14 protein-coding genes are annotated in these 15,759 nt (G+C 72.6%); 11 read left to right on the forward strand and 3 right to left on the reverse strand.

Features of this window, described 5'->3' with window-relative positions:
- Positions 1-45 precede the first annotated feature (45 nt).
- From O7631_RS23955 to O7631_RS23980, 6 genes are read left to right on the forward strand one after another with little or no spacing between them, the layout of a single operon-like run.
- Positions 46-543, forward strand: coding sequence for a 2Fe-2S iron-sulfur cluster-binding protein (locus O7631_RS23955; RefSeq protein ID WP_278148010.1), 498 nt, complete (start codon positions 46-48; stop codon positions 541-543).
- Entirely contained in the window at positions 540-1,523 is a 984-nt protein-coding gene (locus O7631_RS23960; RefSeq protein WP_278146285.1) for a xanthine dehydrogenase family protein subunit M, read from the forward strand. The genes O7631_RS23955 and O7631_RS23960 overlap by 4 nt, the downstream gene beginning before the upstream one ends.
- On the forward strand, positions 1,520-3,628 hold the full coding sequence (locus O7631_RS23965; RefSeq protein WP_278146286.1) for a xanthine dehydrogenase family protein molybdopterin-binding subunit: 2,109 nt from the start codon (positions 1,520-1,522) through the stop codon (positions 3,626-3,628). Before O7631_RS23960 ends, O7631_RS23965 begins: the two co-directional genes overlap by 4 nt.
- 28 nt (positions 3,629-3,656) lie before the next feature.
- Positions 3,657-4,022 (forward strand): metalloregulator ArsR/SmtB family transcription factor, encoded by a 366-nt coding sequence (locus O7631_RS23970; protein WP_278146287.1) that lies wholly within the window; start codon positions 3,657-3,659, stop codon positions 4,020-4,022.
- A complete protein-coding gene (locus O7631_RS23975) occupies positions 4,022-4,663 on the forward strand; it encodes an SRPBCC family protein (protein ID WP_278146288.1) in 642 nt (213 codons plus the stop codon). Before O7631_RS23970 ends, O7631_RS23975 begins: the two co-directional genes overlap by 1 nt.
- A 53-nt stretch (positions 4,664-4,716) precedes the next feature.
- The gene (locus O7631_RS23980) at positions 4,717-5,232 is read left to right on the forward strand and encodes an NUDIX domain-containing protein (protein WP_278146289.1); all 516 of its coding nucleotides are present in this window, start codon (positions 4,717-4,719) and stop codon (positions 5,230-5,232) included.
- Positions 5,233-5,349: 117 nt separating this feature from the next.
- Here the strand turns inward: O7631_RS23980 and O7631_RS23985 are convergent, their stop codons facing one another.
- The 3 genes from O7631_RS23985 to O7631_RS23995 form a co-directional block, all read right to left on the reverse strand.
- Positions 5,350-7,293, reverse strand: coding sequence for an ABC transporter ATP-binding protein (locus O7631_RS23985; RefSeq protein WP_278148011.1), 1,944 nt, complete (start codon positions 7,291-7,293; stop codon positions 5,350-5,352).
- Between the two features lie 75 nt (positions 7,294-7,368).
- Entirely contained in the window at positions 7,369-8,826 is a 1,458-nt protein-coding gene (locus O7631_RS23990; protein ID WP_278146290.1) for an ATP-binding protein, read from the reverse strand.
- Between the two features lie 58 nt (positions 8,827-8,884).
- The gene (locus O7631_RS23995) at positions 8,885-10,543 is read right to left on the reverse strand and encodes an FAD-dependent oxidoreductase (protein WP_278146291.1); all 1,659 of its coding nucleotides are present in this window, start codon (positions 10,541-10,543) and stop codon (positions 8,885-8,887) included.
- 149 nt (positions 10,544-10,692) lie between these two features.
- Here O7631_RS23995 and O7631_RS24000 point away from each other — a divergent pair, with 149 nt between their 5' ends.
- From O7631_RS24000 to modA, 5 genes are all read left to right on the forward strand, one after another.
- Positions 10,693-12,930, forward strand: coding sequence for a hypothetical protein (locus tag O7631_RS24000; protein ID WP_278146292.1), 2,238 nt, complete (start codon positions 10,693-10,695; stop codon positions 12,928-12,930).
- A gap of 43 nt (positions 12,931-12,973) precedes the next feature.
- Positions 12,974-13,465 carry an SsrA-binding protein SmpB gene (gene smpB, locus O7631_RS24005; protein ID WP_088989316.1) on the forward strand — a complete coding sequence of 164 codons (492 nt, stop codon included), beginning with the start codon at positions 12,974-12,976 and terminating at the stop codon, positions 13,463-13,465.
- 286 nt (positions 13,466-13,751) lie between these two features.
- Complete coding sequence (locus O7631_RS24010) at positions 13,752-14,150, forward strand: SCO5389 family protein (RefSeq protein ID WP_278146293.1); 399 nt, start codon at positions 13,752-13,754, stop codon at positions 14,148-14,150.
- Between the two features lie 246 nt (positions 14,151-14,396).
- The gene (locus O7631_RS24015; RefSeq protein ID WP_278146294.1) at positions 14,397-14,819 is read left to right on the forward strand and encodes a TOBE domain-containing protein; all 423 of its coding nucleotides are present in this window, start codon (positions 14,397-14,399) and stop codon (positions 14,817-14,819) included.
- Between the two features lie 145 nt (positions 14,820-14,964).
- Positions 14,965-15,735, forward strand: a complete 771-nt coding sequence (gene modA, locus O7631_RS24020; protein ID WP_278148012.1) for a molybdate ABC transporter substrate-binding protein — start codon at positions 14,965-14,967, stop codon at positions 15,733-15,735.
- Positions 15,736-15,759 lie beyond the last annotated feature (24 nt).

Raw genomic sequence — 15,759 nt, forward strand, 5'->3', positions numbered from 1 at the left:
ACACCGCCGAACGCGACGCCGACCGACGAGCGGCACTCGTCCCGGTTGACGTTCGACGTCAACGGCGCGTCCAGGGACGTGACAGTGGACAACCGCACCACACTGCTCGACACGCTGCGCGAGCACCTCGGCCTGACCGGGGCGAAGAAGGGCTGTGACCACGGCCAGTGCGGCTCCTGCACCGTCCTGCTCGACGGCCGCCGGGTGAAGAGCTGCCTGGTCCTCGCGGTCACCGTGGACGGCCGGTCGGTGGTCACCGTCGAGGGTCTGGCCGGACCGGACGAGCTGTCCCCGTTGCAGGCAGCGTTCGTCGCCCACGACGCGTTCCAGTGCGGCTACTGCACCCCCGGGCAGCTCTGCTCCGCCCGGGGCATGCTCGACGAGGTCGCCAAGGGGTGGCCCAGCGCGGTCACCGACGACCTCGTCGCGCCCGCCGAGCTGACCGACGCGGAGATCCGCGAGCGGATGGCCGGCAACCTCTGCCGCTGCGCCGCGTACCCCCACATCGTCGCGGCCGTGCGGGAGACGGCGGCGGCGACGTGAGGGCGTTCCGCTACCACCGGCCCGCCGACGTCGCGGACGCGGTCGCCGTGCTGGCGGCCGAGCCGCAGGCCGCGTACCTGGGTGGCGGCACCAACCTGGTGGACCTGATGAAACTCGGTGTGCAACGCCCGGACGTGCTGGTGGACGTGACAGGTCTCCCGCTGGACACCGTCGAGGAGTTGCCCGACGGCGGGCTGCGCGTCGGCGCGACGGTGCGCAACAGCGACCTCGCGGCCCACCCGGTGGTGCGCCGGGACTACCCGGTGCTGGCCCGCGCCCTGCTCGCCGCCGCCTCCGGCCAGTTGCGCAACATGGCCACGACCGGCGGCAACCTGTTGCAGCGCACCCGTTGCGTCTACTTCCAGGACACCGGCAAGGCCTGCAACAAGCGGGACCCGGGCAGCGGCTGCGCGGCCCTGCACGGCCAGAACCGCGACCTCGCGGTGCTGGACTGGTCCGAGCAGTGCGTCGCCACCCACCCGTCCGACCTGGCCGTGGCGCTGGCCGCCCTCGACACCGTGGTGGAGGTGCACGAGACCGACGGCCCCCGCGACATCCCGATCACCGCCCTGTACCGCTCCCCCGGCACCCACCCGGAACGCGAGACCACACTGACCCGGGGCGCGCTGATCACCGCCGTCCGGTTGCCACCGCTGCCGGCCGCGCGCCGCTCGACGTACCTCAAGGTGCGCGACCGGGCGTCGTTCGCCTTCGCCGCCGGCTCGGTGGCCGCCGTCCTGGACCTCGACGGCGACACGGTCCGCGACGTGCGGTTGGCGTACGGGGCGGTGGCGCACCGGCCGTGGCGGGCGTACCGGGCCGAGCAGGAACTGCGGGGGCGTCCGTTCAGCCCGGAGTTGGCCGGGCGGGCCGCCGACGCGGAGCTGGCCGAGGCGCGCCCACTGCGGCACAACGGTTTCAAGCTGCCGCTGACCCGGGCCATCACCGTGCGGGCGCTCAGCGAACTGGCCGCGTCGTGAGCGGCAGCGAGCCCGGCCGCGTCGTGAGCGGCGGGGCGGTCGGGCGCGCGTTTCCCCGGTTGGAGGGCCCGGAGAAGGTCACCGGCACGGCCCGGTACGCGGTGGAGTACCCGGTGGACGGGGTCACCTACGGCTGGGCGGTGCCGTCGGCGGTGGTCCGGGGCCGGATCACACGGGTGGACACGGCGGAGGCGTTGGCGTCGCCGGGCGTGCTGGCCGTGCTGCACCACGGCAACGCGCCCCGGCTCGCGCCCGGCCCGGAGCGGGAGTTGTGGCTGTTGCAGGAGCCGGTGGTGCACTACCGGGGGCAGTACGTCGCCGTGGTGGTGGCCACCAGCCTGGAGGCGGCCCGGGAGGGCGCCCGGCTGGTCCGGATCGACTACGACGCCGGCCCGCACAGCACTGTGCTCGCCGACGACCACCCCGGCCTGTACAAGCCCGACCACGTCAACCCCAGCTACCCGACCGACACCGCCGAGGGCGACTTCGACGCCGGGTACGCGGCCGCCCCGGTGCGGGTGGACGCCACGTACCGGACGCCGGCGTACCACAACAACCCGATGGAGCCGCACGGCACGACGGCGCAGTGGCGCGACGGGCGGCTGCTGGTGCACGACTCCACCCAGGGCGCGTCGCCGGTCCGCGCCACCCTCGCCGAGCTGTTCGAGGTGCCCCCGGAGTCGATCCGGGTCGTCGCCGAACACGTCGGCGGCGGCTTCGGCAGCAAGGGGTACACCAAGGCCCCGGTGGTGCTGGCCGCCCTCGCCGCCCGACACGTGGACCGGCCGGTCAAGCTGGCGTTGACCCGGCAGCAACTGTTCGGGCCGATCGGCTACCGCACCCCCACCATCCAGCGGGTACGCCTCGCCGCCGACACCGACGGACGGCTCACCGCGATCTGCCACGACGCGATCAGCCAGACGTCGACCATCCGGGAGTTCGCCGAGCAGACCGCCGTCTACACCCGCAGCATGTACGCCGCTCCGCACCGCCGCACCACGCACCGGCTGGTCCGCCTCGACGTGCCCACGCCGTTCTGGATGCGCGCCCCCGGCGAGTGCCCGGGCGCGTACGCGCTGGAGTCCGCGATGGACGAGTTGGCCATCGCGGCCGGCATCGACCCGGTGGAGCTGCGCGTCCGCAACGACACCGCTGTCGACCCGGACCAGGCGCGGCCGTTCACCAGCCGCAACCTGGTGGCCTGCCTGCGCGAGGGCGCCCAGCGGTTCGGCTGGACCGACCGGGACCCGACGCCCCGCGCCCGGCGCGACGGGCGCTGGCTGATCGGCACGGGGGTGGCGGGGTCGAGCTACCCGGCCCGGGCCAGGCCGTCGACGGCCACCGCCACCGCCCGGCCCGACGGGAGCTTCCTGGTCCGGATCAACGCCACCGACATCGGCACCGGCGCCCGTACGGCGATCTGGCAGGTGGCCGCCGACGCGCTCGGGGTGCCACCCGCGCAGGTGGAGATCCACATCGGGGACAGTGAGCTGCCGACCGCCCCGTTGGCCGGCGGATCGATGGGCACCGCGAGCTGGAGCTGGGCGGTCATCCGCGCCTGCCAGGCGTTGCGGGAGAAGCGGCGCGACAACCCCGGCGAGGTGACCGCCGAGGCGGACACCACCGACGAGGTGGGCGGACAGCCCGCGCTCCCCCGGTACGCGTACGGGGCGCAGTTCGCCGAGGTACGGGTGGACGCCGACACCGGCGAGGTACGCGTGAACCGGCAGCTCGGGATGTTCGCCGCCGGGCGGGTGGTGAACCCGACGACGGCACGCAGCCAGCTCATCGGCGGTATGACGATGGGCCTGTCGATGGCGCTGCACGAGGAGGGGCTGCTCGACGAACGGTACGGCGACTGGGTCAACCACGACCTGGCCACGTACCACATCACCGGCTGCGCGGACGTGGAGTCCATCGAGGCGTACTGGCTGGACGAGCGCGACGACGAGCTGAACCCGGCCGGGGTGAAGGGCATCGGTGAGATCGGCATCGTCGGCGCCGCGGCGGCGATCGCCAACGCGGTGCACCACGCGACCGGCGTACGGATCCGGGAGCTGCCGATCCGACTCGACAAGCTCATCGGATCATCAGAACTGGCTTAAATAAGCCAGCAGTGATAGAACTGTCGTCGTGCACGCCTTCGACGTGCTGGGCGATCCGGTCCGGCGCCGCATCCTGGAGCTGCTCGCCGACGGCGAGCAGACCGCCGGCGCGGTCAACGCGGTGATCCGCGACGAGTTCGGCATCTCCCAACCCGCCGTGTCCCAGCACCTCAAGGTGTTACGGGACAACGGCTTCGCCACAGTCCGGCCGGAAGGCACCCGGCGGCTCTACGCGGTCGACCCCCGCCCACTACGCGAGGTCGACGGCTGGCTGGAGCACTTCCGCCGGTTCTGGACCCCACCCCTGGCGGCACTCGCCACGGAGCTGGCCCGAGGTCGACGCGAGCGTCGGCTCCGCGGGCCCGCCGACTCACCCGACGAGAGGAACACCTGATGTTCGACGCGACCGAGCAGATCAACGCCGTCCAGCGGAAGGTCGGCAGCCGCACCCTGGAGGCCGGCGAGGCTCGGGTGACCACGATCAGCCAGACCTACCAGGCGACGGTCGAGGATCTCTGGGACGCCTGCACCAGCGCCGAGCGCATCCCCCGCTGGTTCCTGCCGATCTCCGGCGACCTGCGGCTGGGCGGCACGTACCAGCTCCAGGGCAACGCCGGTGGCACCGTCGAAAGCTGCGAGCCGCCGCACCGTTTCACCGCCACCTGGGAAATGGGCGGCGAGGTGAGCTGGATCGAGGTGCGCGTGACGGCGGTGGGTGACGAGCGGGCCCGCCTCGACCTGGACCACATCGCGCACGTCGACCAGGACCGGTGGGCGCAGTTCGGGCCGGGCGCCGTGGGCGTCGGCTGGGACCTGGGCCTGCTCGGGCTCGCCTCGCACCTGGCCGGCGACGGCAGCGGGATCACCCCGGAGCAGGGCGCCGAGTGGACCGCCTCCCCCGAGGGACGACGGGCCATGGAGCTGAGCAGCCACCTGTGGTGCGAGGCGAGCATCGCCGCCGGCACCGACGCCGACGAGGCGAAGGCCGCCGCCGAACGCACCACCGCGTTCTACACCGGCACCCCGGAGGTCTGAGCGCGGGCGGCGGCGCGGCAGGCTTCGGGGTTGTCGGAGTAGCGTGCTGCGGCATGACCGGCACGCCGTACTCGCACTGCTCCTACTGTGGCGCCGCCTACCCGCCGGCCGCCGGCTGGCCCCGGGTCTGCGCGGCCTGCGGCGAGACCGTCTGGCGCAACCCGCTGCCGGTGGCGGTCGCGGTGCTGCCGGTCCGCTCGGCCGAGGGCCTGGGCGTGGTGGTGGTCCGCCGGGACATCGAACCGGCCCGCGGCCTGCTCGCGCTGCCCGGCGGCTTCGTCGAGTACGGCGAGGAGTGGTCCGACGCGCTCGTCCGTGAGCTGCGGGAGGAGACCGGCCTGACCGCGGCGGCGGAGGACGCCCGGCTGTTCGCCGTGCACGGCGCCCCGGCGGGCGGCACCATGATGGTCTTCGGGGTGCTGCCCGAGCAGCGGGCCGAGGACCTGCCACCGTCGGCGCCGACCGACGAGGCGACCGAGTGGCTGGTGCTCACCGACCCGGTCGAGCTGGCGTTCTCCACCCACACCCGGGTGCTGGCCGACTTCCTCGCGGCGGCACCCACCGCTTGAGCCCACCACGACGGGGTGATCGACTCCAGGTCGGCGATGTGGGGGTGTCCCGGCGGCGAAATGGCACCACCTCGCCGATGTGGAGTCGATCATCATGCTCCGCGCCGTGGCCGTGCGTCAGCGGGGCAGGGCGTCGTCGGTGCCGCTCAGGTAACCGCTGGCCTGCAACTCGAACAGCTCCCGGTAGAGGCCACCGGACGCCATCAGCTCGTCGTGGTTGCCCTGCTGGACCAGTCGGCCCCGTTCCATCACGAAGATCCGGTCGGCGTGCCGGACGTTGGCCAACCGGTGGGTGATCAGGACGACAGCCCGGTCGGGGCTGCGGCGGAGATGCTGGAACAGGGCGTGTTCCGCGCGGGCGTCCAGGGCCGCCGACGGTTCGTCGCAGATCAGCAGGGCGGCGTCCCGGTACAGCCCGCGAGCGGCGACCAACCGTTGCCACTGCCCACCGGACAGCTCGTGACCGTCCTTGAACTCCCGGTCGAGCAGTGTGTCGTAGCTGTGGGGCAGGCCGACGATCATGTCGTGCGCGGCGGCCGCACCGGCCGCCTCCTGCACGCTCGGTCCGGACCGCTCCGGCGGGCGGTCGTGCCGCCCCACGCGGATGTTCTGCCCAGCGGTGAACGGGAACTTCCAGTACTCCTGGGTCATCACCGCCACCTGGCCACCGAGGGCGCGTGGGTCCAACTCGACGGCGTCGACGCCGTCCCAGCGGATCACCCCACCCGTCGGCCGGTACAGCGCGGCGATCAGCTTCGCCAGCGTGGTCTTGCCGGAGCCGTTCTCGCCGACCAGGGCGACCACCTCCCCACGGCGCACTGTCAGACTCACCCGGTCCACGGCCGGCGTGTCGGTGTCCGGATAGCTCAGGCTCACCTCGTCCAGCTCGATGGCCTGGACGCCGTCGACCACGCGGTCGCCGCCGATCGGCACCCGGGCGTGGGCGCGGGACAGGAAGTCCCGGTAGTCCTGGTAGTAGAGGGCGTCCTCGTAGAGCGAGTTCGTGGCGATGACCGCCACACCCAGGCTGTTGCGCGCCGACTGAAGGGCGAGCAGGGCGGTGGCCGCCGCGGCGAGGGCCACCATTCCCGCCAGCAGGAGGCCGCCGAGCACCGCGTACACCCCGAAGGTGGCCAGGCCCGCGACTGTCGCGCCGGCGACCCGCGTGCCGGTCTGCGCGCGGACCAACCGCAGTTGGGCCCGGGTCTCGACGGCCATCACGCCGCGATACTCGCTGAGGAGGAAATCGCGCATCTGGTACGCGCGCACCTCGGCGGCGGTGTGTCGGTTGGCCATCAGGTGGGCCAGCATCCACATCCGACGCTGTCGGGTGATCCGGGCCAGCATCGCCAGGTACTCACGGCGGGCCATCCGCACCGCGGTGATCGCCTGGGGCACCGCGGCGAGCAGCAGACAGGGCAGCAGCAGCGGTTGGATGACCGTCACCGCGACGGCGGTGGCGAGCATGCCGACCACGCCGGTGACCAGGTCGACAGTGTGGTCGACGATGTACGCGGCCTCCGCCATCCCCCGGTCCCGGGCCCGGTCCATCTCCTCGGCGAAGCCGGCGTCGTCGAACGCGGCCAGCTCCACCGCCGTGGTGGCCTCGAACAGGCGCAACTCCACCTGATAGTTGATCTGCGGGGTCAGCCGGGCCTGGGCCCATCCGGCCGCGATCGCCAGCCCCCCGCGCGCCGACACGGCCGCAGCCGCCACGACCAGCGCCGGCAGGGCCGCCCGGACCCGGTCCGGCGTGGGACCGGCGGCGAACAACTCGCTCAGCACGCTCGTCGTGGCGAGCAGGCCGAACGTGGTCATCACACCGGCGGCGACGTTCAGGCCGATGGAGGCGAGCGTGTCCCGACGGTTGGTGGCCCACGCCAGCCCGACCGCCTCGCGGACCAGTCGGGGCAGCCGGCGGGCCACCGCCCAGAAACCGGTGTGGGCGAACTCGTGCGCGTGGTGCAGCCAGTCCGGGTCCTCCAACTCCGGCAGCATCATGCCGGCCGGCGGATCGCCCGGCTGGTCGGCGTCCTCGGCGGCGGTGCGCTGGCGGGCCATCGACTCCACGGACCCTCCTCGGGGGTGGGATCACCAACGCCGCCTGAGACTACTGCCCGCGATGACCTGCTGTCTCTAGGTAGTCGGCGCGTCGTCCGACGCGTCCGGTGCGCCCTCCACGATCGGTAGCAGCACCCGGAAGGTGGTCCGCCCCGGCTCGGTCTCCACCCGGATGTCGCCGTGGTGCTTGTGCACGACGATCCGGTACGAGATGTCCAGGCCCAACCCGGTGCCCGCGCCCACCGGTTTGGTGGTGAAGAACGGCTCGAAGATGCGCGGCCGCACCTCCGGCGGGATACCCGGGCCGGTGTCGGTGATCTCCACCGCCAGCAGGTCGCCGACGAGTCCGGTGCGGACGGTCAACACACCCTTCTCGCCCATCGCGCCCAACGCGTTGTCGATCAGGTTGGTCCACACCTGGTTCAGCTCGGCCGCGTACGCCGGGACCGGCGGAAGACCACGGTCGTACTCGCGGACCAGTTTGACCTCGGCGGGGATCTTCCCCTTGAACATCACCAGCGTGGCGTCGAGCAGGTCGTGCACGTCCACCACCCGGTGCGGCGCGCGGTCCAGCTGCGAGTACTGCTTGGCGGCGCCGACGAGGCCGGAGATCCGGGTGACCGAGTCCCCGATCTCGCGCATCAGCAACTCGGTGTCCACCGTGTAGGTGAGCCAGCGCACCGCCGCCTCCAGATCCGCGGCACCGACGGCGGCCTTCACCTGCGCCAACCAGGCCACGTCGAGACCGCCGCCCACCAGGATCGGCGCCAGGTCCCAGGCACCGTCGACCCCGTGCTCCTCCAGCCAGTCGGTGAGGGCGTCCTCGGCGTCGGCGGTCGCCATCGGGGTCAGCGTCGGCGCGGTGGCCACCCGGGCCACCGCCTCCTCCTGCAACGCCACCAGGCCCTGCAGGGCGGTGCCGTCGAGCCGACCATCGGCGATCATGGCGAGCTTGTGCCGCATCCCGGCGACCCGGTCCCGCAACACCGACGTCGCCCGCACCGCCGCCGCGGCCGGATTGTTCAGCTCGTGGGTCAGCCCCGCCGACAGCGAACCGAGCGCCAGCAGCCGCTCCCGTTCACCGACGATGGTCTGCGAGTCCCGCATCCCGAAGAACAGCCCCTCCAACAGGTGCATGGGCATCGGGAACCAGGACCGCAGGGCGTACGCGAAGTCCTCCGCCGGCAGCACGAAGAAGTCCGCGTCGGTCACCGCCCGCAGGCTGTTGCGGTAGACCTGGTCGACCTGCTCACCCAGGTACGCCTGGGTGGCCCCGCCGTACACCCCGCGCTGCTCGGTCCGGCTGACCTCCACGTCGTCGCCGTGCACCAGACGGCTCAACGCCACCGCACCGTGCACCAACACGAAGAAGCAGGTCGCCGGCTCGCCCTCGGCGTACACGAGGGTCCCCCCGGCCCGCTGCTCGACCCGGCCATGCTCGGCCAACCAGTCGAGCTGTGCGTCGTCGAGGGCCTCGAACAGGAACAGGGTACGCAGCTGCGCAGGTGTCAACCGATCAGACTCGGTGGTCACTGGGACTCCTTCGCTCGCGGCAGGGCTCGCCGAATCGGGCAGGGCTCGCCGAACCGGCTCATTGGGCTTCCAGGTAGCGGTGCACGAGCGACACGGCCATCGCGCCCTCGCCGACGGCCGAGGCGACCCGCTTGACCGACTCGGCCCGCACGTCGCCGGCGGCGAACACGCCCGGCACGCTGGTCTCCAGGTGGTACGGGTCGCGTGACAACGACCAGCCCGACGGCCGCCGCCCCCCGGCCAGCAGATCCGGGCCGGTGACGATGAAGCCGCGCTCGTCGCGGACCAGCACCCCGTCCAGCCAGTCGGTACGCGGCTCCGCGCCGATGAAGATGAACAGCCACGAGGTGTCCACCGAACGGGCTTCCCCGGTGCGGGTGTCACAGAGGGTCAGCCGTTCCAGGTGACCCTCACCGGCCCCGCCGACCACCGCCGTGTACGGGTGCACCGTGATCGAGTCGATCCGTTCCAACTGGTCGATCAGGTACCGCGACATCGAGGCGGTCAGGTCCGCGCCACGGATCAGCAGGTGCACCCTCGACGCGTACCGGGAGAAGTGCACCGCCGCCTGCCCGGCCGAGTTGGCCCCGCCGACGATGTAGACGTCCTGCTCGACGCAGCTCGGCGCCTCGGTGGCGGCGGCGCCGTAGAACACACCCCGGCCGGTGAGGTCCGCCAGCCCGGGAGCGTCGAGCACCCGGTACGACACTCCCGTCGCCAGCACCACTGTGTGCGCCGCGATCTCGCTGCCGTCGCCGAAGCGCAGCAGCCGGGCACCACCCGCCTCGCTGAGACCGACCACCTCACGGGCGCTGAGCAGCTCCGCGCCGAACTTCACCGCCTGCCGCCGGGCCCGATCGGTCAACTGCGCGCCGGAGACGCCGTCCGGGAAACCCAGGTAGTTCTCGATCCGGCTGCTCTGCCCGGCCTGCCCGCCGGTCGCCCGCCGCTCGACGAGCACGGTCCGGAGCCCCTCCGACGCCCCGTACACGGCCGAGCCGAGGCCCGCCGGGCCGCCGCCGATCACCACCAGGTCGTAGAAGTCGGACGCCGGCACCACTGTCAACCCGGCCAGCGCGGCCAGCTCGGCCTCACTGGGCGCGATCAGGGCCTTGCCCTCGGGCGTCACCACCAGCGGTACGTCCGCCTCGGTGGCACCGGCCGCGTCGAGCAACCGGACGCCCTCCGGATCGTCCGACAGCAGCCAGCGGTACGGCACCAGGTTGCGGGCCAGGAAGTCCCGAACCTTGAACGACGGCGCCGACCACCGGTGCCCGACGACCCGGATCTCGGCACTCGCCGCGTCGGGGGTGGCCGCCCACGCCTCCAGCAGCCCGTCGACCACCGGGTACAGCTTCTCCTCCGGCGGATGCCACGGCTTGAGCAGGTAGTGGTCCAGGTCCACCACGTTGATCGCCTCGATCGCGGCGTCGGTGTCCGCGTACGCGGTGAGGAGCACCCGGCGCGCCGCCGGGAAGATGTCCATGGCCGCCTCGAGGAACTCCACGCCGGTCATCTCCGGCATTCGGTGATCGGCCAGCAGCAGTGCCACCTGTTCACCGCGCAGCTTGACCTCCCGCAGCGCGTCCAGCGCCTCCGGCCCCGACGAGGCCCGCAGCACCCGGTAGCGGTCGCCGTAGCGGCGCCGGACGTCCCGGGCCACCGCCCGGGACACCACGGGGTCGTCGTCGACGGTCAGGATCACCGGGTTAGCCATGGCGCCATGAAACCACCTGCCGTGGGTCCGCCGCACCGGGGCGTGCGGCACACCGCACGGTTGACCGGGCTCGGGACGGGTAAGCCGGGGAGCCGCGCGGGCCGTACCCCGGCCATCCGCCCGGTTGCCGCGCACACTTCGGGGGGCCTATGGCGGACGCGACACCGACCCGTGGACCGACATCGGGCTCGATCGTGGAGCTGCGGGTGCACGGCGTCTCCGGCGCCGGGGCGGACCAGGTGTTGGACCGACCGCACGTGCACCAGGTCGCCGGAGACCGCAGCGGCGGGTTCTACCGACCGCGTCCCGGCTACCCGGACTCGACCGGGACCGACGGGGTGACCCTGGAGGCGTACCGCTGGGGCGACCTGCCGTCCGGCACGGCCGTCCGGACGCTGTCGCTGGTGTTCCTGCTGCCGTTCATGCTCTGCAACGTGGCGTTGTGGATGCGCCCGGCGAACACCGCTTCGAAGCGCGGCTTCATGGCGCTGTGCCGGGTGCTCGCCCTCACGCTCACCATGCTCTACGTGCTCTCCATCGTCGGCGTGGCGCTGGACCTCATCGCCTGGCGCTGCATGGGCAGCCCGGCATGCCTGGCCGGCCGGAGCTGGTTGTCCTGGCTCGGCGGGCGACCGACCGGGCTGCGCCTCGCACTCCTGGCGTTGGTGCCGGTCGCCGCCATCGGGCTCGTGTGGCGGCTGGGTTCCCGCCCGAGCCACTCCTTCGACGCGTTCCGGACCCCCTCCACGCCGGTGTCGAAGCACCGGTTGAGCGCGGTCGGCCAGTGGGACGGCGCCCCACTGGTGGGTCGACTGCGCTCGGTCCACGTCGCGGCGGCGTTCGCCACGCTGAACGGCAGTCTGCTGGCCGCGCGGGCCAGCCAGCACTCCTCGTGGACGATGGCGATACTCCTGACGGCCACCGGGGCGGTGCTGCTGACCTGCCTGGTCATGGTCACGATGGTGCCGAGCATCGATCGACCGAGTCCGTCACCCCGCGTCGACACCCTCTTCCGCACCCTGCGCACCCTCGCCTGCGGCCTGACCATCCTGGTCATCGTGCACGTCGCCATCAGCCCGGCGCCGTGGCCGCAGGGCGGCGTGCTACCCGGCTACAGCGCCATCGTGGCCTGGGTGTTCGTCAGTCAGACCGTGCTGGTGGTCAGCCTCGCCGCGCTGGTGCTCCGGAGACGCGGGGGCGGGCAGCGACGGGCACCGCTGCGCGCGTTGGGAGCCCCGGTCTTCATCACCGTCGCCGCCGAACTGGCGGTGGCCTTCTCCGCCGAACTGGTCTACCGGGGCGCGGACCTGCTCGACCGCAACGGAACCACGGCGGACAGCCTGGAAACCAGCCCTCCCCTGGCGTACAAGTGGGCGATTTTCGGTTTCTTCTTGGCGATGGTGACCGCCCTGCTGGTCGCCGGTCTGGTCACCCGGCTGACCAGACCCGGACGCCGGCGGGCCGCGCAGGCGATCGTGGCCGCCGACTTCCCGGACGCCCCGCCGTCGGCGGCGAGCCGACTCCGCCGCGTCGAGCAGGCGGTGGCCCGGGCGCGCTTCACCGAACGACTCGAACCACTATCGGTGGTGTACGCCGGCCTGGCGGCGCTCGGCCTGTCCACCAGCGTGCTCGGCCTGCTCCAACTGCTCCCCGGCGACGAGGCGCAGCGCTACGTCGGAATCCCGGAGAGCCTGGTCGACTTCCTGATCGGGTTCGGCAGCTACCTCATCGCGGCGGTCGTGCTCGGGCTGGTGATCGGCGGAATCTTCGCCTACCGGACGGCCGGGTTCCGACGGTACGTGGGCGTGCTGTGGGACCTGGGCACCTTCTGGCCCCGGGCCGCGCACCCCTTCGCCCCGCCCTGCTACGCCGAACGGGCCGTGCCGGAGCTCGCCAAGCGGGTCAGCTACCTGGTCGAGCAGGGGCACGGGGTGCTGCTCGCCGGGCACAGCCACGGTTCGGTGCTGCTCGCCGCGACAGTGCTACAACTGCCCCGGAGGATCACCGACCGCGTCGCCCTGCTGACCTACGGGTCCCCACTCGGACGGCTGTACTCACGGCTGTTCCCGGCGTACACCGACGACCCGGCGTTGCGGGAGATCGGAGAGCGCGTCGGCTGGCGGTGGCTCAACCTGTGGCGCGACACCGACCCGATCGGCGGCTGGATCTTCGCCTCCCAGCGACCCGGCCGGGCGGAGAAACTGACCGGGCCGGCGGCGACAGTGGATCGCCGCCTGGTCGACCCGGCGGACGTGGTGCCCGCCCCCAGCGACAGCGTGCCGCCCCCGATCCTCGGGCACTGGCCGTGCGAGTCGCAGGACGCGTTCACCGAGGCGGAGCGGGACCTCATCGCGCGGCTGCGCCCCGCCCCCCGCCCGCGCGACTGAGCCGACCCACGCCACAGCTCCGGCGGCCGGATATCGTCGCGGGGTGACTCCGTCCAAGCGACCCGAACGTCGGCTGATCGCCTCGAACAAGAAGGCCCGGCACGAGTACGAGGTGCTGCGCACGTACGAGGCGGGCATCGTGCTGGTCGGGACCGAGGTGAAGTCGCTCCGCGAGGGCCGCGCCTCGCTGGTGGACGCGTTCGCGCACGAACGAGACGGCGAGATCGTGCTGTACGGCCTGCACATCGCCGAGTACACCTACGGCACGTGGACCAACCACGCACCCCGCCGTAACCGCAAGCTGCTGCTGCACCGGGCCGAAATCGACCGGATCCTCGACAAGGTCCGCGAGGGCGGGGTGACCATGGTCCCGCTGTCCATGTACTTCGAGAACGGCTACGCCAAGGTCGAACTGGCTCTGGCGAAGGGCAAGCGCTCCTACGACAAGCGGCAGACGCTGGCCGAGCGGGACGCCAACCGGGAGATCGCCCGCGAGTTGGGCCGGCACCTCAAGGGCCACCCCCGCCGGGTCTGAGCTGGTCCCGCTCGCCGGGGCCGCCCGCGTCGAGGGCTGGCGGCGGTGTCAGCGGTTGGTGGCGGCCGCGTTTCGTGGCGGGCCGCGTTTCGTGGCGGGCCGCGTCTCGTGGCGGGGCCGCTTTATCAGCGCGGTTCTCGCGCGGGTGGCGGCTGGGCTCAACGAGGTCTTCGAAGAGGTGACGGCGCGGCGCGCCGTCACCTCGTTGACGTGCCTCCGACGACGTGGTCTGCTCACTCCGTGCCGTTATTGGAAACGGTGTTCGTTAGCGATACGGAGGAGAACCATGTCACTCACCGTCCCGCCCGCCCTGCTCGACGCCGCCGAACGCGGCCCCGTGGACGACGAGGCGTTCATCGCCTGCGTCCGTGAATCGCTCCCGTACGCCTGGGCCACCGTGAGCCGGGTGGTGGCCGAGCTTGAGTCGGGCGACGCCGAACTGGCCGACAACGTCGTCCCGCCACCCAGCGACGCCGACCGGGGGGCCGCGCGCCGCGCCGCCCCGCGCCGCGCCGCCCCGCGCCGCGCCGCCCCGCGCCGCGCCGCCCCGCGCCGCGCCGCCCCGCGCCGCGCCGCCCCGCGCCGCGCCGCGCCGCGCCGCGCCCGAGATCCTCACGACATCGGCGATATTGCTGCATCCGACGCGCGGGAAACCGCAACATCCCCGACACCGTGTGGATCTTGACGATGGACGCGTCGCGCGGACAGCCGCAAGCGCGCGGACGACGCCACGATCGCACTCGAACCAGGAAGTAGGGGCCTCGCCGGCGCGCCGACGCCACTACATCCTGGATGTAGCGCGATCTTGATGCGCGCACCCCGAAAGCGTGGCCTGCTGGACGCAATCGCTGGCCCTGGCGCCTACTTCCTTATGTGGATGCGGGCCGTTCGGGGCTTTCGTGCTTGCAGGTGCGAGCGATAGGGTCAGCCGGTGACAACCTTCCGGATCGGCGAGGCGGCCGACCTGCTCGGTGTCAGCTCCGACACCATCCGCCGCTGGGTGGACGCCGGGCGGCTGACGGCCGGGCGCGACGAGCACGGTCATCGGGTGATCGACGGTGTCGACCTGGCCGCGTTCGCCCGCGCTCAGGCCGGCGACCCGGACGCGGGCACGGAGTTCTCCTCCGCCCGCAATCGGCTCCGCGGCATCGTCGTCGACGTCCGTAAGGACACGGTGATGGCCCAGGTCGACATCCAGGCCGGCCCGTTCCGCGTCGTGTCGCTGATGAGTCGGGAGGCGGTCGACGAGCTCGACCTGCGCGTCGGTTCGGTGGCCGTCGCGGTGATCAAGTCGACCACCGTGGTGGTGGAGCGTGCCGCACCCAGCCCGACCAGGGGAAGGGCTGGCGGATGAACGCGCGGAAGACCTCCCGGACGAACACGAAGGGCTGGCGGACGAACGCGCGGGAGCCCCGCGTCAACGCAAAGGGCTGGTGGATGAATGTGCGGAAGGCCCCGGGATGAACGCGCACAAGAGCTGGCGGATCAGCGCGCCGGCGATGCGGCGGGGGGCAGCGGTCCTGATGGCACTGGCTGTCGCCGGTTGCGGCGCGGGCGACGACCGGGCCTCCGGCGGTGCCGCGGACGGTCGGGGCGTCGGCGCGGTGACGGTGTTCGCGGCGGCTTCGCTGACCGAGTCGTTCACCCGGATCGGGAAGGACTTCGAGGCCGCCAACCCGGGCAGCACGGTGACCCTGAACGTCGCCGGCAGCTCCGCCCTGGCCAACCAGATCAACCAGGGTGCGCCGGCCGACGTGTTCGCCTCGGCCGCCCCGGCGAACATGGTCACCGTCACCGGGGCCGGTAACGCCGATGGCACGCCGAGCATCTTTGCCCGCAACCAGTTGGTCATCGCGGTGCCGCGCGGCAACCCGGAGGGGGTCAAGGGGCTGGCCGACCTCGGCAATCCCGACGTGAAGGTGGCACTGTGCGCCACGCAGGTGCCGTGCGGCGCGGCGGCGCGTACCGCCCTGGATTCGGCCGGCATCACGCTGACGCCGGCCACTCTTGAGCAGGACGTCAAGGGCGCGCTCGCCAAGGTGAAGCTGGGTGAGGTCGACGCGGCCCTGGTCTACCGCACGGACGCGCGGGCGGCGAGCGCCGACGTGACCGGCGTGGAGTTCCCCGAGTCCGCGCGGGCGGTCAACGACTACCCGATCGTCGCGCTGAAGGACGCGCCGAACCCGTCCGGCGCACGGGCCTTCGTCGCGTACGTCCGCTCGGCGGCGGCGCAGACGGTCCTCGTCGAGGCCGGCTTCCAGGCGCCATGAGCCGACTCCTCGATTACGCCCGCC

This window comes from Micromonospora sp. WMMD967, assembly GCF_029626165.1.
In the GTDB taxonomy this organism is placed as follows: Bacteria; Actinomycetota; Actinomycetes; order Mycobacteriales; family Micromonosporaceae; genus Micromonospora; species Micromonospora taraxaci.